We start from the raw sequence: 19,567 nt of genomic DNA, 5'->3' as shown, positions 1-19,567 counted from the left end.
TCTGCATCTGCTGCTCTTCATACATTGTGTATTGTGAACTAACTATGCCTAAGAACACAGATTTTTTACGCCCAGTTAAAATAGATGAATTTCTTGCACCGATTAGTCGTTGGACTACCTATGGCGGACTTTTTATTCTCTGTGTTCTGGGACTAGCAATTCCCGTCGCAGCAGTCAGCAAATATAAGGTGACAGTTAAAGGACAGGCAGTTGTGCGACCATCTGGGGAATTGCGAATTGTGCAGGCGGTAACTGAAGGTCAAGTTACGCAAATTTATGTCAAAGAAAATCAAGTTGTCAAAACTGGAGATGCGATCGCCATCATTGATGATTCCCGCTTACAAACTAAAAAAAGTCAACTGCGATCTAATATTCAGCAAGCTAATTTGCAACTCGTGCAAATTAACGCTCAAATTCAAAACCTAAATATTCAAATTAATGCCGAAGCTGATAAAATTATTCGTATTATTGCTGCTGCCAAAGCTGAACGAAGCGATCGCAGTAGGCAATATCAGGATAAAAAAATTACCACTGTGGCTGAATTTCAAGAAGCTCAAGCTAATGTGCAAATGGCTCAAGAAGAATTGCAGGTTGGCATAGCACAGTTAAAAACAGCACAAGCAAATTTGCATTCCACTGAGGCGGCTTGGAATGCAGCGAAGTCAAAGCAAAACCGATATGAGAGTGTAGTGCAAGTAGGAGCATTGTCTAAGAATCAATTAGAAGAAGCACAGTTAGCTGCCCAACAGCAACAACAAGCAGTCGTAGCGCAAAAAGCAGCTGTGGAGGTATAAAAGCAAACAATTGAACGATTGCAACAAGCTGTGTATGCCGCGATCGCTCGAAAGCAACGTGCGAAAGCAGCCTTAAATCCCAGTCATGCAGAAGTAGAAATTGCTAACGAGCGCATAGCTCAAGAAAAAGCCACAGGTGAAAGTAACAAAGCAGCTTTAGACAAAGAACTGCAAGCAACAATCAAGCAACGGATTGAGGTAGAAAAACAGCTAGAGCGCGATACTAGCGAACTAAAACAAGTAGAAATCGAACTTAGCCACACTACAATTACTGCTACTGCTGATGGTATCATTTCTCAGATAAACTTGCGTAACCCCGGTCAAACTGTGCGTGCTGGTGAAGAAGTTGTGCAAATTGTCCCCAGTGATGTCAAGCAGATTATCAAAGCAGCAGTTGCATCTGAAGATAAAAGTAAGCTTAAAATTGGTCAAAAAGTCCAAATGCGTGTTGATGCTTGCCCCTACCCGGATTATGGTACTCTTAATGGTAAAGTAGAAGCAATTTCTCCAGATGCGTTCGGCGGAGCCTTGCCGCAGGCATTCGCTCCCCCAACAAATAGCACAAATGGAGCTACTGCTTCTTACAATACCAGTCCCAAAGCGGCTATCCCAGGAGCTTTTTATGAAGTCACTATTGAGCCGGAAAGTCAGGTTTTAGGTAAAGACACAAATCTGTGTCACATTCAATTGGGAATGGAAGGTAGAGTTGATATCATTTCCCGTGAAGAAACAGTCATGCAATTTTTCTTGAGAAAGGCTAGGTTAACAACAGATGTATAATTTTATATATTGCCCCATTTAAATTACACAGAAGAAAAAAAATCTGTCTGTATAATCTCTTCAATAAGGAAAACCCGTACACATCTCGTTGATGTCCTATAAGTACTGTGCTCCCAACTGCAAGGGATTGTATGGAGCCAGGACAGATTGAGGAAGCAAAGTTTTGTTTAGCAAAGACCGATAATTGGTGCTAAAAAGCTAATAAAAGATTGATGTTGTCATAAGTGTAAGTTTTTTGATAGTTGTAGCAACTGTCAATGGCTCATTAGAAAGAAGTTATCTGTAAATGCAATGTTTCTAAAGATATTTGAACAGGCATTAACAATATTGTTACTATTTTAATTAATAAAAGCCGCTAGCTAGCTTATAATATAAATTCATTTTTTGGATGACCTCGGTTGTTTAATAACCGAGGTTTTTAAGTTCCTATTCCTTGGCAAGATTAGGAAACTGATAGATAATGAAGTGATTCATTTAACTTGTTGATACTTCTTTAAAAGTGGATTTAAATGTGTAAGACGCTTGTGTTTTTCTAACCACATTTTACAAGCTTCAGTAACAAGTTGTTTTTCTTCTTCGGTTAAAAGCTCATCGGGCTTTTTAGAAGCTAATACTTTAGCAGCTATTGCCGCTTTTTCATAATCTACACCATACCTAAAGAGTTCTGAGTGGTAGATTGTCTCCTCTTGTTCCAGCGTCGTATAAAATCTTTTATGCATTAGCTAAGCCATTTAATATAATCAGTTATTAATACTAGGATGTGTAAATTTCAAGTGTAATTGCAGCTACCCAGAGACAGAAAAATATTTCTGTCCTCAGATAGATGTCGCATGAAAGTGATACTGAGAACAGGATTGACATGACATTATATGTCATCTCTGATACAGAATTAATAGAGCGTTGGTGCTAATATTGTACTCTCAAATCATTAAAATTTTCTAAAGCCAATTTTGTATGAAGATGCACCTGTAGTCCCCTAAGGCGTCGGGGGAAGGTGTTTTGGCATTTCTAATTACAGCCAGATAAAACCTTACCTACCGCCACAACCATCCCAGTTCAAAGTACTCATGACAACCCAACACGATCGCTTTCCGCGAGAATTTGTAATCTTTGCGCGATAATTGACTAAATTGATAAAGAGCATCAATTTTAAACCTCAAAACACCTTCCGATGGAGTGTTTTTATTTTTAAAGGTTTCGTCTCTTGCCTGAGACATATAAGTTACTATAATTTTTATGGAATAAATAAAATAGAAGGAATGCTTGGCTGTCCCTAGCCAAGCAGTAAACTACGAAGCGTTATTAAGAATATGAACCGATAGTTATGGCACAGGAACAAGAACCAGAGCTACAAAACTTTATCTATCAAAAGTCGAGTTATAGAGGTAAATTCACACCCCAAAGACTTGTATTTAATGCAAATTTACAAGAATTTGCGACACGAGTAGCTTACGTTTGTAATTTACAAACTCTTGGTAAAATCTCAGCAGAAGATGCCTACAACCAAATTAGCGATCTTTGGCAGCAATTAAAACGTAGCTATTTAGAATTAGGCATAGATTCAGATGCAGAAAATTAATTGCACTGTCGATTAAGAAATCGTGACTGCGATCGCCCCTGTCTTAACAATATCCCTAAAAGGATTCCTCGAATGGCATTGGCGATCGCAAAACTTTTCAACCAGACACAGTATCTGCCTTACCGATGATACCATTCCGCTTGACAGTCAGATAGATTTTAATTTGTTCGAGTTGCTGTATTTTTTCAGAAATTTCTTCAAGTTTGCGGTCAATCACTCGAATTTTTTCATCATCTGACATGATATCATTTCCCCACGCTTGAATCAGGTATTTAATTTCATTGAGGGTAAATCCTAGAGACTTTCCTTGGGTAATCATCATCAACCGTTCCACCATCAAGGGGCTAAATTCCTTGTAGGTTCTTGTACCTGCTTGTCGCTCATCTGCATCAATTAGCCCCATTTTTTCGTAGAAGCGAATCGTATCTTTGGATAAGCCTGTTGTTTTAGCCAGTTCACCAATGAGCATTGCAGCTACCTAAAATTTTAAAAATAGACTTGACTGTGGACTATACTCCACAGTTTAACCTAGCAAGTGAAAACACATGAAATTTCTGGAAGTTGACGGCGATGGCTAAAACTGTGCTCATTACAGGTGCTTCAAGTGGGATTGGCGAAGCTACTGCTAAGTATTTTTTTCAAAAGGGTTGGAATGTTGCAGCGACCATGCGTTCACCTCGTAAGTTTGTCGAGACAACGGATTCAAGGATTATCTATCCACATTTGGATCTGACGGTTCCTGAAACTATTACGAATGCGATCGCAACGACATTGGAGCACTTTGGTCGCATTGATGTGTTGGTCAACAATGCTGGATATGCCCTGATGGGACCCCTTGAAGGGGTAACACAAAAGCAACTCGAACAGCAGTTTCAAACTAATGTGTTTGGTCTGGTGTATACAATACAAAGAGTACTGCCCGTGTTGCGCCAACAGGGGGGTGGCACTATTGTGAATGTGACTTCAATTGGGGGTCGTCTTGCTTTTCCGCTCACCGCTTCTTACCACGGCACAAAATGGGCAGTTGAGGGGATTTCGGAAGCAATTCGCTATGAGTTAAGACCTTTTGGGATTCGGGTCAAAATTATTGAACCTGGTGGAATTAAAACCAATTTCATCAATCGTGGGAGTATTTGGGCAATGCATCCCGAATACACGGAGATGGCGAGCCGAATGAAACAGTTTAGCGAGAAAGTCAATGACTCTTTACCAGAACCAGAAGGTGTTGCCAAAGTCATTTACCGAGCCGCAGTTGACCGCTCTCCAAGACTGCGCTATTCACCTTACGGTGAAGCTTTTCTGTTATTACACGCGCTGCTCCCAGATTTGATGTGGCGATCGCTCGTTGAAAAGATGATGTTGGGTAAACACTAAAACTCTATCGGGAAAGATTCATGAAAGCTTTTGTAACAGGTGGTTCCGGGTTTGTCGGTGGTTGCATGATTCAAATGTTGCGCGAGCGAGGATTCACGGTCAATGCTTTAGTGCGATCCGAGCAAGCGGCGCAACAGGCCATTCAACTTGGAGCTAAAGCAATTCGCGGCGATTTATTCAATGAGTCAGCCATGATACAAGGAATGCAAGATTGTGAAGTAGTTTTTCACATTGCTGGATTTTTGAGTATTTGGGGTGACTATAAAGCATTCTATGAAACCAATGTAATGGGTACAGAATATACGTTAGCAGCAGCTCAAACTGTAGGAGTTCCGTGCTTTGTTCAAATCGGTGCTGCGGCTTCTGTCTTAGATCGCAAACCATTGTCAAACATTGATGAAAAAGAGCCTTTAAAGCAGCCTCGATTTTCTCCTTACATTGCGACCAAAAGCATAGCTGAGGAACGAGTCATTGCTGCCAATCGACCTGGATTTAAAACTTCTGTTGTTCGCCCTTCATGGATTTGGGGAAAAGGCGAACACGTATTGCCACAACTTGTGACAGCAGTAAAAACCAAGCAATTTCTTTGGATTGAGGAAGGTAATTATCCTTACATGACAACTCATGTAGCGAATGTCTGTCACGGTGCTATCTTAGCCGCACAACGAAGTCCGGGCGGACAAGCTTACTTCCTCAGCGATGGAGATGTGGTGAAGTTCCGCGATTGGGTGACAGCTTTGCTTGGGATTGCAGGAGTCAAGCCAGAGAAGTTCAGCATTCCCCGGCAACTTGCTTGGAATGTTGCTCTGTTGACAGAAATGATTTGGCAAATTTCTCAACGCAAAACAGCCCCTCCCATAACTCGAACGATGGTCAGACTTATCGGTGAGGAACTTACGTTTAGCGATCGCAAAGCCCGCTCAGAATTGGGTTATACTCCGATTGTGAGTCGTGATTTGGGGCTAGAGGAACTCGCAAAACTCCCTCGATATATATAAATTCCGTAAAGACGAGCCATGCTTTGGCTCTACATTGTTTTCACATTCAGGGATGCCCAAGAAATAAATTATCCTGGAATGTGGTGCGGGCGTCCTCGCCCCGCAGTCGCTTCAACTGGTGGTAAACCCCGCACCGCGCTGCTCTGGGTTTCACAAGAGAAAGTTGGATATTTTTTTATTTGGAAGTCCCTAAGTAGTATGCCAACTGTAATCTAGTATGCTAAGTGGTGCGATCGCTTCGGCGCAAGGTGTACCCAGCTTATCGTAAACCGAGCTCACTTCAAGCGAGTTCTATTCCGTTTTGGGTTGAATGCTTCCGATCCTGTCCCCCAATTTGGATACTTACCCATAATTGCTAAATAGCCAGAAGGAATTCCCCAAACAAGAAACCCCACAATAGCCTGACCTAGATTTGCAGTCCGGAAACTGTCAAATACATAGGCAACATAGGCACAAAAAATTATTATACCGATGAGTCGTAAAGTAATCGGATGGCTCTGAGGAAAGAAGCAAGCGATGGCAATAACAACACAGAACGCTACTATTCCGTAAATAAAAAAAGCTCCAGCAGGCGGCGAACTGCTTGCACTGAGAGCCATCATCAAGAAAATAGCAGCGCAGAGCAGAGCTACTACTCCGATAGCTATGCGCGATCCAATGCTCATCGTGCCATCTCCTGAAAGACACAACCTGTTTTATTAAGCTTCGCAATAACGTCCATTTTTTTATCTTGAAAGGCTGTGTTCAATTTATGAGACTTTTTCGATGACTCCTACCGAAGAAATACGTATTTTTATATAAATTTTTACAAGTACAAATTGCTAGAAATCAGGGAAATATTAGTAATATTTCACTTAACCTCAACGGAAATTTCTCTACCCAGTTGTCGATATTCATCATCAAGATGATATTGTGAATCACGAATAGCTTGACGCAGTTGCTGGGCTGGTTTTAAGCAATCGCGATCGTAATCCATCAATGTTAATTCTAAATGAGGGTAGAGAAGTTTGAGAAAACCAGAGGCTGATTTGAGGATGGCATTTTGGTCTCGAACTGTGATATTTTTATCAAAGTGAGTGTGTTCTTGAGCGTATAGAAAGAACCGATTTTCATAACGCAAGGAAAGTAAAACTTCACCAAAGAAATCCATTTTAAGTCCAAACTGACACGCTGTCATTTCTTTTTTGAATTTCGGAATTTCCCACCCAGGAATGATGCCTGCAATCCTGTCTAAAAAGGCTGTTTCTGCGAAAAAATTGGGGAGATTGGCAATTAAATTTTCTTCGGTCCGGGGTTGCATTTTCTCGTTTAATTCAATATTTCCTAACATCACCAATCCGCAATCGCTGGCAATATCTGCAAAGCCAGAACGATTATAGCGACCGCTAGCAAGGTAGGTTTTTAGGGTTCCAATGACTTCATCAGGATTATCAAATGTTAAACTTTGAACTTCATCTAGTACTACAAGGTCGTGACGTCCTAGCAAGCCGACTTCTTTGGTTTTACCATTAATAAATAGCTGGGCTGGGGTGATTTTACCTCCACTGATTAAGGACACTTTACTGCTGACATTTTCATAGAAAAAGCTTTTTCCTGTTCCTTTGGGTGCTAGTTCCATGATATGGTAATTCGGCTCTACTAATGGAAGTAATCTTGAGAGTATCCAGGTTTTTGCTTCTTGGTTGTAGTCTGGGTGTTGGGGATTGAACCCCATTGAGCAAAAGAGCAAGTCTTTCCACTCTTGGGAAGTAAATTTGTCGCGACAATTGGCGTAGGCTTGTAGGTTGACTTGAGAACATTGGAAGGGTTCAAAGCCCATCACGTCTACTTTGCCTTCTGGAAGCATACCAAGGGTGATTTTTCCCCACACTCCCTGTCGGAGAAGCATTTTATATCTTTCTATAATTTCTGTGGAAATTCTGCATTCGGTTAAATTGAGGGCGGGAATTTGGGCGGATGGTTCGGGAATAATGCGTCCGTTAGGTTCTAGTTTGATTCGGACTTGTAGGAGGGCGATTAGTTTTTTGACTTCTCCCTGTGTCAAATCAAATATAATTTCATTACGGTCATCTTTGCGGGGAAAGGCTTTTTTGACAAAGCTATTGACTTGTTCGGATTCTGCCGTTGTTAGGGTTCCTGTTCCGGGTACAATTTTGTCTAGCAACCATTCAGCAACAAAGCTGGGTACGCCTATATCGGTGAGTCTACTCGATGGAAGTCGGGTTTTGTCGATACAAAGGTTTCCGAAGACTTCGCGGACTAATTCGTTTTTGTAAGGGATGGTTTCAGAAGAATTCATTGATATCGAAGCATCTAAGTTGTCTACAGCAATGTATGTTGCTAATTCAATCAGGTTGCGGATGACCGATGGTCCTATGCCACACTATACCCTGTATATGGACGTTTGTAGGGCGGATGCAATCCCAAGACAATATCTTCCTTTTATACTCCCATCTCTACTAATGCTTGGGCAATATCTAGCTCAGTCGTATTGCGCTGAATCCAAATCTCGCCTTTTAATCCTTCAGGGAATTATCAAGTTCTTAACCCAACTTAGGAAATTCTAATCAAATATTAAACCTAGAAATTATACCACTCTTTTTTTAAACAAAAATCTTATTAACGAAAATTGGTAAATTTGATAATATAGCCTTACAGATTATTCCTTGTTAACGAAATCGATAATATGGGTTATACCAATCGAGCAGGTAGGTACATAGAACAACTTAGCGGGTATAAAGCTTTTATCCCCAATCCACTGCCACCTGTTCCTAAAATAGATGTTGACGATGAGATGTTGCAACTTCTATCGATGGCAGACAGAGCTTTAGGACGACTAGATGGCTCGACGGATGCTTTACCTAATCCCGACTTATTTGTATTTATGTATGTCCGCAAAGAAGCGGTTCTATCCAGCCAAATAGAAGGAACACAGGCTTCCTTGATAGATATTTTGGAATTTGAATCCCATACGGTAGAACCAGACAATCCTCAAGACGTAACTGAAGTAGCAAATTATATTTCGGCAATCAATTATGGACTTAAGCGATTGGAAAGCCTACCTGTTTCACTACGATTAATACGTGAAATTCATAAAGAACTCATGAAAAGTGGACGCGGTTCTGAAAAAGAGCCAGGTGAATTTCGACGCAGTCAAAATTGGATTGGACCTGGGGGATGCTCTTTAAAAGAAGCTACCTATGTTCCACCTCCACCCCATGAGATGGCAGATTCCTTAAATAATTTAGAGAAGTTTTTGCACGATTCTAGCCCAATGGCAGACTTAATTAAAATTGGGTTAGCCCATGCTCAGTTTGAGACAATTCATCCCTTCCAAGACGGCAATGGGCGAGCAGGACGTTTGTTAATTACTTTTTTGTTATGTGAAAAAAGGATCTTGAAACGTCCATTACTATATATATCTTATTATTTCAAAAAATTTCGTCTTGAATATTATGATAGACTGCAATCTATTAGAGATAACGGGGATTGGGAGGGCTGGCTTAAATTTTTTTTTAAAGGCGTATATGAGGTAGCTCAAGAAGCATCTACTGTTGCCCGCCAAATAATTAATTTAAAAGAGACTCACAGCCAAATAGTAAGAGAACACATGGGCAATCGTAAATCAGGAAGTGCTCTAACTTTACTTGAAAAGCTGTATTTTAAACCGATTTTTAATGTAGATAGTGCTGCAGAGATTACTCAGCTATCCTATCCTAATGCAAACAAATTGATCAAAGAGCTTTGTGATATGGGACTCTTAAAAGAAATTACTGGCAATAAGCGCAATCGATCTTTTGTTTATAGTCCATACCTGTCTATTTTTAATGATGCCTAATTTGCGATCGCCATTAGCACTGCGGACGATTTGGCTATCTGCGGAAGTTCCGCAGATAAGAAGAGCGATCGCGGGGCTGGGATGAGCGCAGACCTCACGGACTAATTCGTTGTTATAAAAAATGGTTTCATAAGAATTCATTGATGTCAAATCCTTGGCTAATAAACATTTGCGCGATCGCGATTTGAGAATCTGGTGTAAGGTTTGCACTGCTGATTTCATGACCTGCAAATTTAAAGGTGAGTTCTCCTGATAGGGAGAGACGATCGCTTTCATGAGTCAGGGACAATTCTGGAGTTTTGGGGATTGTGAGTTGGAAGGTGACTCGCTGATTGGCTGGAATTGTTTTTTCTATGGGTTTTTTCGTGTCGAATGTGGGCAATTCTTTAATATATAGATACAAGTCTGTGAGCGGTACCGAGTTGGGATTATCAATGGTAATATTTATTGTTCCTGGTTTTCCGGTTTCCCCTTCACCATGACAGGTGATGATGACGGGACTGCGTTGTATAGTTTTTTTCAAGACGGAGAATCCAATGACGACTTCTTCGGGGAAAAGCCCTCCGTGAGAACCAAGGATTTTTTTGTCGGGGTTATAACTAAAGGAACTGATGCTGGCAGAACTTCGCACTATACTGATGTCGTATGGTAAACCATAGCGATCGCTCTCCAACACGACGAACCGAGGGTCTGTAGTTTTCCCTTTGGCGATTCTTCCCTGGGGTTCCAATTCTGGGGGACAGGTAATTTTTTCTGAGGTTCCTAAAATCTGACCGTGGTCGCTTGCGATCGCCACTCGCAGTTCTTCTGGGTTGGGGTATTCTTCCACAAAAGATACGATTTCCCTGGCTATAAGTTCTAAGGTGTGGGGACGCTTTATATTATAAAGATGCTGCCAATCCGTGCTATTGTGATGCAGTTCATCAAACTGGGTTGTGTCCCAACAATAGAGTTGGTGTTTTCTTTTCCTTAAATCTTTGCGTAAGCGATCGATACGGCTGTCTGTGTAGTGTTCCCCCAAGCCCATTTTTGCAAAAGCTTTTTTGATACTGTCTTTTTCCCAAGCAGAACTGTTGGGTAAAAGTTGAGAGTACAAACTTCCTTTAGCATATTCTGTCTTCGTTGGCAAGATACTGAACCGAGGTTCTATGTCCTTTTCCACAGCCAGTTGGCGATTTTGGGTGAGGATAGATAAGAGTTCTTTGTGGTCCAACCATCCCAAACCATCCACCACAACCCACAGTACCGGACTCGACTCGCAAAGATTTCGGACTAGGGATGCAACGCTGTAGTTGAGATAAGAATGTTCTACCGAGTCTACCTTCATCTGGGGATAATGTTCTAGCATCCATTCTACAAAGCTATCTGCTATGCGTTGCGAAGCGCAAGCCTCCCCTGGCTTATCGCTCGTTCTGCTTTCCAGAGATTGGTGGATGAGTTCCCAGCGACGGTAAGGGAGATAACTTTGCGTCACCCAGGTGAGTGCTTGGTTGGGGGTAGCATTGAGAGGTAAAAGTTCCGGTTGGGGTGGAGATTGGAGGTCTTGGAGTTCTTGCTTCTGCTGGTAGCTAAGATAAACAGCAACCCCTGTTTCCTTGACGCGTTCGCTCCAATTGGGACGCTGCTTGGCGACTTTAACAGCAATATTAGTGATGCGTTCCATACCTGCTTGGTGTGGGGGAAGATGCTTGAGAACTTCGCCCTGGGTGAGGTAAAGTTGCTGTTCCCAGTAGCGGTCAAATTCTTGTGTGAGAAAATCGGGAATCGCCAGAGGATACTTCCCAAGTTCAGCGATCTCCGGTTTGGCAATACCAAGCCAACAACGCAGAAGTTGAAACTTATCTTCTGTTAAGTAATAAGTCGCCAAGTTACACTCTTGGAACTTTTGCTGCCATACTTTCTCTAAAGGTCTGCACTCTTGTGGGACTCGAACTGTCAGCCATGTGGCAAGATGAGTCATAGAAGGTTCCCCCAGCCAGACTTCCTCATAACCCGCCACATCCACAAGTAGGTAAGCAATGGGATTTTCTTGAGGATAAGAATCAAGCTTGGTAACAAGAGCCAGTATCTGTTTGTCAGACCACTCCTGAGGTAAAGGTAAAGAGCCAAACAAACTTTGCAAACGCAACCTGGGATTCGACTTAATCTCCGCCACCTCATCCATTCTATTCCAAACCTGCAACCATTCCACAGCCCAATCACACAAACGCTTACCCTTCACCCACCACGGCGAACCACTCACACCAAAAGACCGCATCCAGTCCACCTCAGTTGCGATCGCAGTATAACCAGCAGGAACCTCATACAACCCCGTAGGGTCTAGAACTATCGGCTTCTCCCCATTCACCCCATTCCCAACAGAAACCTCAAACAAAGAAACACCCCTTCCTCTTACCTCTGCGCCCTCAGCGCCTCTGCGGTTCATTCCTCCAATCCCAGCCAAAAATTCCTCTGCCGAAGAAAAACGCTGAGACCGTTGAGGAGCGATCGCACGCATCAGTAATTTTACCACTTCCTCATCCAAATCCTCACAACCTTCCACATCACGAGGGTCGCGAGGTAATTTCCCCCTAGGAGGCTGAAATTCATCAAAAGGATAACAACCCGTCACACATTCATAAAAAACTATACCCAAAGCATACAAATCCCGATCTACCTTCTCCTCCAAAGTTAAATTCGATGTCAACTTGCAATCCGGAGGTAAGTAGCGGAGAGTTCCAGCAGAAACAGTCATCTCATCACCATCAGACACCGCCACATTAAAATCAATAATTCGCACACCCGTGTCCGTCACCAATAGGTTAGAAGGTTTAATATCTTGATGGCAAACCTTATACTTGTGCAAGTGAGATAAACCAACAGCAGTTTGCGAGACAATCTCAACAGCTTTTTCTAAAGAGATAGCTCTGGTTTCAATCAGATGTTGAACATCTTGACCTTCAACGTACTCAAAAACAATAAAAGGAGTCTCATCCTTCAATTGACCAGCCCAAATCACCTCTACTATATAAGGATGTTTGGGAACCTTCTGCAAAGTCTTATACTCCTGTTGTAACCTCTCATAAACCGAACGTCTATCTTTCGTTACCAACTTCAAAACTCGTTCAACTTCCCCCAAAGCCTCAAAGACATGGTAAGCAACACCAAAGCTACCCGGACGTCCCAAGCGTTTGATAATTCGGTAACGGCGATCGATAATCGTATCTGGAGGAAGGTTAGTTATATCCAACCCCTCCAAAGAAAATTCTTCCATAGGAATCGGGTTCGACATCAAACAAGAGAGTTCCCCCAGTGCTACACCAGCATTGGGGAAGCGATCTTGAGGCGCAAAAGCACAAAGCTTCTGCAACCATACATCCCAAGCAGGGGAGAGTTCGGAATTGCGTTCCGAGGGTTTGACAGGAAACCGAGCATTCTCTTCACCCATTTGATTCGCATCTTCAAAAGCTGGAACCCCCGTTAGCAAAGTATAGAAAACCAGCCCAGCAGAAAAGAGATCCGATTGAATGCTAGCGTGTGTAGGGTCATTTTGACATTCCACAGCTTGGTAGACAGCATACTCAGCCAAGTCTTCCGCAATATCATCAGCAATGGTACTCGTGCTATTGGGAACGCGAGCATAATCAAATCCTGTTAAACAAGCTTGTCCGTCAGAAGAAATTAAAATATTGTCAGGAGTTATGTTGCGGTGAATCGCTCCGTGTTTGTGGACGTGTTCCAAACCAAGGAGAACATCCCGCATAATAGAAAATTTCTGTTCTAGATTCAAATTGTGCTTTTTAACGTGTTGGCTGAGTACTTGTCCCGGAAGATCGTCAATCACCAACACGATACAATCATCAGTCTGACTGATAAAATAATCTCGTACTGGTAAGATATTAGGATGGCGCGGAATCTTGGAAACAGCTACAAAAGCAGTGCGAATCAGCTTTTGCTGTGCTTCCCTTTCAAAAGATTCTAGCAGAGGGTCAACTTTGTAAACCCGCAAGCGTACTGTACACTCAGCAGTACCCATCGTTTTATGTGTTGCACGGTATTCAGTATAGCGGTCATTGCCTCCCAATTTCTCCTCTACTTGCCAATGTAAATAAAGACGAGGAGAGGTTTTTGGTTGAGATTTTCCACGAATCGCTTGTTCCACAAATTTGACATAGGGCTTGATAATCGTCAGCCGTTGGGGTGGAACACAAGCAGTGCTTTGAAAATAGTCAAGACAGCGTTTATCGAGATAGGTAACATGGTCACCATCTTTATCACCATTATCAATGACTAGCACATCGTCAGAAGTCATCAGCACAGCTGCTTGGATGTGAACTCTACTTAACTTTTGCTGCAATGCGCGGTTGGTGTCACAGATTGTGGTGCTGAGAACTTTAGCGTGTTTTCTCAATTTCTTAAGAGGTGATAGGTAAGGCTGGTGGTTCTCCGGATACCAATGACGGTCATAAATTTCAATACGCCCGTGCCAGTTCTTAATATCAACGACATAAACACAGTGAGGTGCTATTATAATCAAATCTATCTCAAAAATTTCCACACCTTGTTTAATTTCCAAGTTAGCAAAAATCTTGTAACAATTAGGCAAATGACCGCGCAGATAGCTAATCGCCATGCGTTCCGATTCATTTTCAGGTTCACCAAAGGGAAAGTATTCAGCTGGCATGAAAATTTCTCCATTATATTTGATAAATTGGTAATCTCACTCTAACTCTTCTCTCCGTTTCCTCTGCGCCTCTGCGGTTTTTTACTCTATATAAATAAACCGCAGAGACGCAGAGAGCGCAGAGAGAGATACAAAGGTGCCAAAAAAGTTATCTTCTTTCTCTTTTCCTTCGTGCTCTTCGCGTCTTCGCGGTTCATTTTAAATATCCTTCTAACTTCTTCAGCAAACCTTCTTGTTCCTTACGCGGAAGACCTTCAAACAAAATAATAATTTGGCTTTCCTTATCCCGATTCTCAATTGCCATACAAAGATTAACAATCCGTTCTAAAGTTTGCCTTTGTTCCAGTTCTAAAATGCATTCGTATTGATACTTCTCCTGAAGAATGCGCTTGTGCAAATTATTAACTGCTGTTAGTTTTTCCGATGCATCAGAACACTTTTCCAATCGCTTAGACTGAATTTGCAAGTTATCCAACCACCTTTTTGCAGACTCTCTCTCCCGTTCAATATAGCTCTGCTTTCTTTGCACAAGATGCTCTTGCAATTGTTGGGTGTTATGTCGAAAACGTTCTCTATGATGTAATTTAAGCTGTTCTTTAGCAAGAGTTTCCAAAGTGCGATCGCAAGCTACAATAGATTGGCTTTGCTCGTACATATTTTGCCAATAGCGAAGCTGTTCTATATCTTCTGCAACTAAATTGATTTCAGTTTGCAGTTGTTGATAAGTAAAATATTCTGTAGAGTCTTTGAAGAGAAAATCCAGTTTGGCGTACTCCTCTCGCAGCTTATTTATTTGTTGTACTGTTTCGACTTGAGACAGGCGATCGCGCAATTTTTGAAGATGATTTTTATACTCTGTTATTTTGTTTCTAAATTGCTGAATCGTTGTATTGATTTCCTCAAGAAATTGCTCTGGAGAATTCAAGTGATTTTGCAAGCTAGTAACAGCGTGAATGGCTTCCTCACAAAGATGAATTGTATTCGCCTTTTGTAAGGTATACTGGCGAATAGAATCCATTGTTTGGCTATCTTGCTGGTTTTCTATATTTTGAGATGCTGCTTTTTCTTCGGTCTCCCGTTGCAGGATAATATTATCGAGATGCTCTACAAGAGTATTTAATCTTTGTCTGCTTTCATCATTAAAACGGTTTAATTGACTGTGAATACTCTGACTTAATTGCACGGCTTGAAGAAGTGACATACTGGGAGAAAATTGAGTTTCCCAAGCAGTAATTTGTGCGAGCAGCGAATTTTGTTTCTCTTTTAAAGATTGGATAATCTTTCTATACGTACTTGTTTCCCTAACAGCCGGAACACCAAGCACTAAAGCTTCAATTTGAGATAGTATATCATTATACTCGTTTTGAGTTGCTAAAGCACTGAGGCTGTTGTAACGACTGTTTATGCTTTCCAAGCAATTATTGACTTTTGTTTGCTCTTCGATTTCTGCTAACCTCATGTTAGAGGTTTGAATAGCACTTTGTAAAGTTTCTAAAAACCGAGAAGGTAAGCTGGGAACCAATTTAATTCGCTCTATCAATTTCTCGATATTCTCCTTATACGCTCCACACTCAACTTGCATACTTAAGGACTCAGCACGGACTTTTTCCGTTTCTAGAAATCGTCCTATTGTCTCGATAACCGCTTGCTGAACTTCTCCGCGCTTTGTTGTTTGTTGTGCGGTAAAACGGATAGATAAGCCATCCTCTGCGATCGTCGGTAACGGTTCATGCAATGCAGCACAAATCGGTAACAAACCTTCAACATCTGTTTGTGTCAGAATATTCTTTGTTTGAAGTAAATTTTCTGCTTGCATGACAGGTTTCATCTGTTCATTGAGTTGTTCTACTCCTTTCTTCAATTTTGCTTGCTTGCTCCTGAGTTCGGGAACTTTTGCAGGATCTGGTGGGTTGACGAGGTAGCTATCAATATCTTGAATGAATTGCTGTGCTTGTTCCCAATCAAGGGAACTAGGGACTTCTGGGTAAGCAATAGGCTGACGGCGGATTAAAAAAGTTTTGCCATTTTTAATCCAGGTGTTGACAAATACCTTGGGTTTATCGAAAACATTTGTTGAAGCCCAAGTTTTAATGGGTTCCGTCCGTATCAACACCGTATCCGTTTTTTTCTGAGGAATACCAAAGCGCCCTTTGAGGATAACTTCCGCACGATGGTAAGCCAACCAAGCAGCAAATAAAATGGTAAATGTGTACTCGTTGTGTCCGTAGGGAGGACTTGAGAGGGCTTCCCAAATTTTGATAATCTCAACAGTTTGCTCTGGTTTGTCACCTAAGTCTGTTATCTCGGAGATTTTGTCCCAAGCGGCTTTGATATTGCGATGGGTTGGAACAATGACAGAATAGTTCTGAGACGTTACTTTGAGCAACCTCCAAGAATTCATAAAAATGTCAACAACAGTACTATAACTCTTGTTAGGAAAAATTGAACGCAGGTCGTTTTCTAGCAAGCGCTTGGACGCGTAGCCGATAATTTCAGAACCGGCTGTACTCTTCAGCGCCATTTTATCGCTCCTCTCGACTGGAGGAACATAGGGATAGAGTTCCTGAAGGACTTGGCTGACAATGGAAGAGAGGCGATTGCGATCGCGTGGAGGAATTTTGTCCTCAATATAACAGTGATAGGTACAGGATTTGAATATGTCTGAGGTGATGTCTTGAATTTGCTTTTGATATTGCTGCTTGAGTTGAGACACTGCTTTGTCAAACTCTGGAAACGATTTTTTCTCAAGCACTAAGTTTTCCTGCAGCAGTTGCGCTAGTTTCTCTACAGGTTGAGAGGTTATAGCAACCACAACTTGACTTTTAATTGGGGAATGTTCTAACAGTTGGGAAATTTCATTCTTGAGGGTTAGCAACTCCTCAGCGGTTTCACCAATGACATAAGCGACGATACCAGATGCATCTAGTGATTGAATAGTTTGTACGTTTGAGAGAGCTTGTTTGAATTTGGCGACACTAAAAACCTTATTTTGGAAACGCCAGTCTTCACTCCACAGACGATTCAACTCAATAAACTGAGTGGGTGTAGTATCGTTACCAATATATGACTGACAGTGAATTTCTACTGGTGCGATCGCAGCAGGCTTATTACCTATTTCTTCTTTAATGCGTCTTTTTAACTCATCAATACCAAATCCACTAGAAAAAAAACTATAGGTGTTGTCTGCTTCGTTGAGAAAAATGACTTCTCGTATTTTACAAAGCTTATCTAAGGCTGTCCTAACTGCTGGAGCAGACAATCCCGTTAGCAAACTTAAAATTTCTTCATGTCTTTCGCGATCGGGTTTGGTCAACTTACCACGACTAGCGTAAAATAGCAGCAAAGCTTTTAAGACCGAGATTTCATTGCGATCGGCATCAGCAGACGCTTTCACCTTAGTAACAGAGTTATTGTAATTTGAATACAGTGAGGAATATTCTGAATTATCCTTAGGATTGGCGAAGTTACTTTCAAAAGCATCAACCAAAGCAACAGGATAAATAAGATTGAGACTACCATTACTTTCTACAACTTGTTCTTGAATAAACCTTTTCACATCTTCTTGAACAAACTGGATAGCAGTACGTCCCTGAGTAAAATCTAAGTTACACAGCAAATAAGAAGTGAGGGGATGAAGTGGGTAGCAACCGACAGTGACATTTCGGAAAAACTGTTCCTCTGTCCAGTTCCGGTTTTGATAATAGCTAGCAGTACGCCTTTGGAAGATCGTTGTATTAGTCGCAAGTAATGTACTGCGCCACTTGCTAAAAAATTCTTGCCATGCTGCTGTTTTCTCTTGGTGACTGAGTAAACCATTTAAAACCAATTCCAAACTCGCCGCAGGCTCATAAGTGCTGTGAAGCAGTTCCAGTCGGGAAACCAATCTATTGTAATCCTCATCATTTTTTAATGGTCTGACTCTTCCCGGTCTTCTTTGAGTTAGACTGAGAAGAGCAATCTTTCCTTTAAACCTTTCACAAACATTAGTGATATTTTGAAGTGCAGTACTACCAGCCCGAACCGGATCGCTCGCCCAGATTTGCAGATAATTATAAAGTTCATCAAATAGAATTAAAATCCCTTGAAAGCGCGGCTTTGTACCCGTACAAAAATTAGTAATTAAATTGGAAAGGATTGCTTCTATATCAACATTTGTTTCAAAATCAAGTGGTATACCCGTTCGAGTCAGCTTGCGGCTAATTTCTTTAACAAGAGAAATCACCTCATAGTTATCATCCCTAAGAAGCTGTATAATGGTATTAAGGTCACCCTCAGGGTTACCCAATTCTGAGAGATATTCCTCAGCCTCCTGACGTTGTTCTGGAGTTAAACTTTCCAGATATTCAAGAGGAAGCCGACAAATTTGTTGACCTAAAGAACTCACAATTCCTTCTGCTTCTAAAGTTCTTTTCACAGCTTTTAGGAAGTGCTTGTGTAAGTCTATAGGTTTGTCACCACTAAGACAAATGACCAGATTTCTGCCACGTTGTTTGTATTGTTTTAAATCCTCTAAAATAGGGCTGTTAGGAGAAGTGACGTATTCAATCTGCTGCAAAACACCCCGCACCTCATCACTGTCATAGGGTTTCTGAAAAAAGTTAGCAACTGCTAGAGCAAAGTGAGATTTCCCCTTACCATAATCCTGCACCATTAAATGCACATTTGGCTCACTCGGACTGTGAAAACTATTCCTTAAAGCCCTCAACACACCCACTGTGGAGGAATTTATCTTTTTAGGATCGAATTCATAGTTAAAAACAAAACCCTGACACAAACGCAAATTTTTATCCCTATCCTCCATAAGCTCAAAAGAGACAGCATTAGCGACAAGGGCGGTTTCATTAATTTTTACAAGTTGGTTGAGGAGCATAGAATAGGGAATAGGGAATAGGGAATGGGTGCTAACTTTCTTCTCTGCGACTTTGCGCCTTTGCGTGAGATATATCTCAAATACGCAAGATGCGACTATCATCCCAATTAGGAGGAGTTAATTTACTAGGTAGTAAAATCCAAAGAATGCTTTGTAAATGTCTTGTATAAAAAAGGTTTTGCCAGAATAGAGTGATTGGGCTATCCGATCGCACGCGCAAATAAGTAATCAGACAATCCAAGTCTTTCAGAAGCACGACAGGATTGGAAGTATTGGCGCACATCGCTTTGATAGCATCGAGTTCTCTCTCCAGCCAAAGATGCAGGGTGAGGAAAGAATTTCCAGTATTAATACGGGTAATAAGATGAGTGCGGTAACTAATAAGACTAGCATTTTCACGGTAAGCTAATGCTTTGAGTTCTTGGTCAGAGGGAGTGTCCCATAGAAGTAAGTGAGGGCGATCGCTTGGTTGTGCTTCTCGCAATTTTAAATCGTCAATTGGCATAAGCTTTTTCCAGCAACCGTAGAAGGTTAGACCAACTGCAAGATGAAAAACCGCAGAGGCGCAGAGTACGCAGAGAGAGTGGAAATCGAGGCATGAATATACAATACAGCTAGTAATGTATAAATTATATCTTAAAAAAAGAAATTGGCATCCTGCTCAAGAAACT

The 19,567-nt window shown here is 41.5% G+C and carries 14 protein-coding genes and 1 pseudogene; 6 read left to right on the top strand and 9 right to left on the bottom strand.

Features of this window, described 5'->3' with window-relative positions:
* The first annotated feature begins 44 nt into the window (after positions 1–44).
* Together F7734_RS66350 and F7734_RS66345 are read left to right on the top strand one after the other, a co-directional pair.
* On the top strand, positions 45–794 hold the full coding sequence (locus F7734_RS66350) for a biotin/lipoyl-binding protein (protein WP_347566329.1): 750 nt from the start codon (positions 45–47) through the stop codon (positions 792–794).
* An 18-nt stretch (positions 795–812) separates the two neighbouring features.
* Positions 813–1,574: an HlyD family efflux transporter periplasmic adaptor subunit gene (locus F7734_RS66345; RefSeq protein ID WP_347566328.1), complete on the top strand. Its 762-nt coding sequence runs from the start codon at positions 813–815 to the stop codon at positions 1,572–1,574.
* A gap of 470 nt (positions 1,575–2,044) precedes the next feature.
* Here F7734_RS66345 and F7734_RS32930 read toward each other — a convergent pair whose 3' ends face one another.
* Together F7734_RS32930 and F7734_RS32925 are read right to left on the bottom strand one after the other, a co-directional pair.
* Positions 2,045–2,293, bottom strand: coding sequence for a hypothetical protein (locus tag F7734_RS32930; protein ID WP_155748757.1), 249 nt, complete (start codon positions 2,291–2,293; stop codon positions 2,045–2,047).
* 315 nt (positions 2,294–2,608) lie between these two features.
* Complete coding sequence (locus tag F7734_RS32925; protein ID WP_155748756.1) at positions 2,609–2,791, bottom strand: hypothetical protein; 183 nt, start codon at positions 2,789–2,791, stop codon at positions 2,609–2,611.
* Positions 2,792–2,898: 107 nt separating this feature from the next.
* On the opposite strand from F7734_RS32925, the gene F7734_RS32920 reads away from it, so the two are divergent.
* The gene (locus tag F7734_RS32920; RefSeq protein WP_155748755.1) at positions 2,899–3,153 is read left to right on the top strand and encodes a hypothetical protein; all 255 of its coding nucleotides are present in this window, start codon (positions 2,899–2,901) and stop codon (positions 3,151–3,153) included.
* A 97-nt stretch (positions 3,154–3,250) separates the two neighbouring features.
* Here the strand turns inward: F7734_RS32920 and F7734_RS32915 are convergent, their stop codons facing one another.
* Positions 3,251–3,622, bottom strand: coding sequence for a MerR family DNA-binding protein (locus F7734_RS32915; RefSeq protein ID WP_155748754.1), 372 nt, complete (start codon positions 3,620–3,622; stop codon positions 3,251–3,253).
* Between the two features lie 101 nt (positions 3,623–3,723).
* Here F7734_RS32915 and F7734_RS32910 point away from each other — a divergent pair, with 101 nt between their 5' ends.
* Positions 3,724–4,527: an SDR family oxidoreductase gene (locus F7734_RS32910; RefSeq protein ID WP_155748753.1), complete on the top strand. Its 804-nt coding sequence runs from the start codon at positions 3,724–3,726 to the stop codon at positions 4,525–4,527.
* A 20-nt stretch (positions 4,528–4,547) separates the two neighbouring features.
* On the top strand, positions 4,548–5,525 hold the full coding sequence (locus F7734_RS32905) for an NAD-dependent epimerase/dehydratase family protein (RefSeq protein WP_155748752.1): 978 nt from the start codon (positions 4,548–4,550) through the stop codon (positions 5,523–5,525).
* A 275-nt stretch (positions 5,526–5,800) separates the two neighbouring features.
* On the opposite strand, the gene F7734_RS32900 is transcribed toward F7734_RS32905, so the two are convergent.
* The 3 genes and pseudogenes from F7734_RS32900 to F7734_RS32890 all read right to left on the bottom strand — a co-directional run.
* Positions 5,801–6,190 carry a hypothetical protein gene (locus F7734_RS32900; RefSeq protein WP_155748751.1) on the bottom strand — a complete coding sequence of 130 codons (390 nt, stop codon included), beginning with the start codon at positions 6,188–6,190 and terminating at the stop codon, positions 5,801–5,803.
* 185 nt (positions 6,191–6,375) lie between these two features.
* Positions 6,376–7,824, bottom strand: coding sequence for a BREX system Lon protease-like protein BrxL (brxL, locus tag F7734_RS32895; protein ID WP_155748750.1), 1,449 nt, complete (start codon positions 7,822–7,824; stop codon positions 6,376–6,378).
* Positions 7,825–7,898: 74 nt separating this feature from the next.
* Positions 7,899–8,039: pseudogene (locus F7734_RS32890) on the bottom strand (element excision factor XisI family protein); the annotation flags it as partial.
* A gap of 172 nt (positions 8,040–8,211) precedes the next feature.
* Here F7734_RS32890 and F7734_RS32885 point away from each other — a divergent pair.
* Entirely contained in the window at positions 8,212–9,363 is a 1,152-nt protein-coding gene (locus F7734_RS32885) for a Fic family protein (protein WP_155748749.1), read from the top strand.
* Positions 9,364–9,490: 127 nt separating this feature from the next.
* Here the strand turns inward: F7734_RS32885 and F7734_RS32880 are convergent, their stop codons facing one another.
* From F7734_RS32880 to F7734_RS32870, 3 genes are all read right to left on the bottom strand, one after another.
* Positions 9,491–14,026 carry a protein kinase gene (locus tag F7734_RS32880; protein WP_155748748.1) on the bottom strand — a complete coding sequence of 1,512 codons (4,536 nt, stop codon included), beginning with the start codon at positions 14,024–14,026 and terminating at the stop codon, positions 9,491–9,493.
* Between the two features lie 193 nt (positions 14,027–14,219).
* On the bottom strand, positions 14,220–18,998 hold the full coding sequence (locus F7734_RS32875) for a hypothetical protein (protein ID WP_155748747.1): 4,779 nt from the start codon (positions 18,996–18,998) through the stop codon (positions 14,220–14,222).
* Positions 18,973–19,401: a hypothetical protein gene (locus tag F7734_RS32870; protein WP_155748746.1), complete on the bottom strand. Its 429-nt coding sequence runs from the start codon at positions 19,399–19,401 to the stop codon at positions 18,973–18,975. The genes F7734_RS32875 and F7734_RS32870 overlap by 26 nt, the downstream gene beginning before the upstream one ends.
* Between the last annotated feature and the right edge of the window lie 166 nt (positions 19,402–19,567).

Source organism: Scytonema sp. UIC 10036 (genome assembly GCF_009725235.1).
The sequence above is the reverse complement of the archived record's forward strand: the minus strand, read 5'-3'. Positions and strand labels throughout refer to the sequence as shown.

Excerpts from the sequence above, each read along its gene's own strand:
- F7734_RS32920 (WP_155748755.1), top strand. The coding sequence starts at position 2,899 with ATGGCACAGGAACAAGAACCAGAGCTACAAAACTTTATCTATCAAAAG.
- F7734_RS32900 (WP_155748751.1), bottom strand. The coding sequence starts at position 6,190 with ATGAGCATTGGATCGCGCATAGCTATCGGAGTAGTAGCTCTGCTCTGC.
- F7734_RS32915 (WP_155748754.1), bottom strand. The coding sequence starts at position 3,622 with ATGCTCATTGGTGAACTGGCTAAAACAACAGGCTTATCCAAAGATACG.
- F7734_RS66350 (WP_347566329.1), top strand. The coding sequence starts at position 45 with ATGCCTAAGAACACAGATTTTTTACGCCCAGTTAAAATAGATGAATTT.
- F7734_RS32880 (WP_155748748.1), bottom strand. The coding sequence starts at position 14,026 with ATGCCAGCTGAATACTTTCCCTTTGGTGAACCTGAAAATGAATCGGAA.
- F7734_RS32885 (WP_155748749.1), top strand. The coding sequence starts at position 8,212 with ATGGGTTATACCAATCGAGCAGGTAGGTACATAGAACAACTTAGCGGG.
- F7734_RS32870 (WP_155748746.1), bottom strand. The coding sequence starts at position 19,401 with ATGCCAATTGACGATTTAAAATTGCGAGAAGCACAACCAAGCGATCGC.
- brxL (WP_155748750.1), bottom strand. The coding sequence starts at position 7,824 with ATGAATTCTTCTGAAACCATCCCTTACAAAAACGAATTAGTCCGCGAA.
- F7734_RS32930 (WP_155748757.1), bottom strand. The coding sequence starts at position 2,293 with ATGCATAAAAGATTTTATACGACGCTGGAACAAGAGGAGACAATCTAC.
- F7734_RS32910 (WP_155748753.1), top strand. The coding sequence starts at position 3,724 with ATGGCTAAAACTGTGCTCATTACAGGTGCTTCAAGTGGGATTGGCGAA.
- F7734_RS32925 (WP_155748756.1), bottom strand. The coding sequence starts at position 2,791 with ATGTCTCAGGCAAGAGACGAAACCTTTAAAAATAAAAACACTCCATCG.
- F7734_RS32875 (WP_155748747.1), bottom strand. The coding sequence starts at position 18,998 with ATGATAGTCGCATCTTGCGTATTTGAGATATATCTCACGCAAAGGCGC.
- F7734_RS32905 (WP_155748752.1), top strand. The coding sequence starts at position 4,548 with ATGAAAGCTTTTGTAACAGGTGGTTCCGGGTTTGTCGGTGGTTGCATG.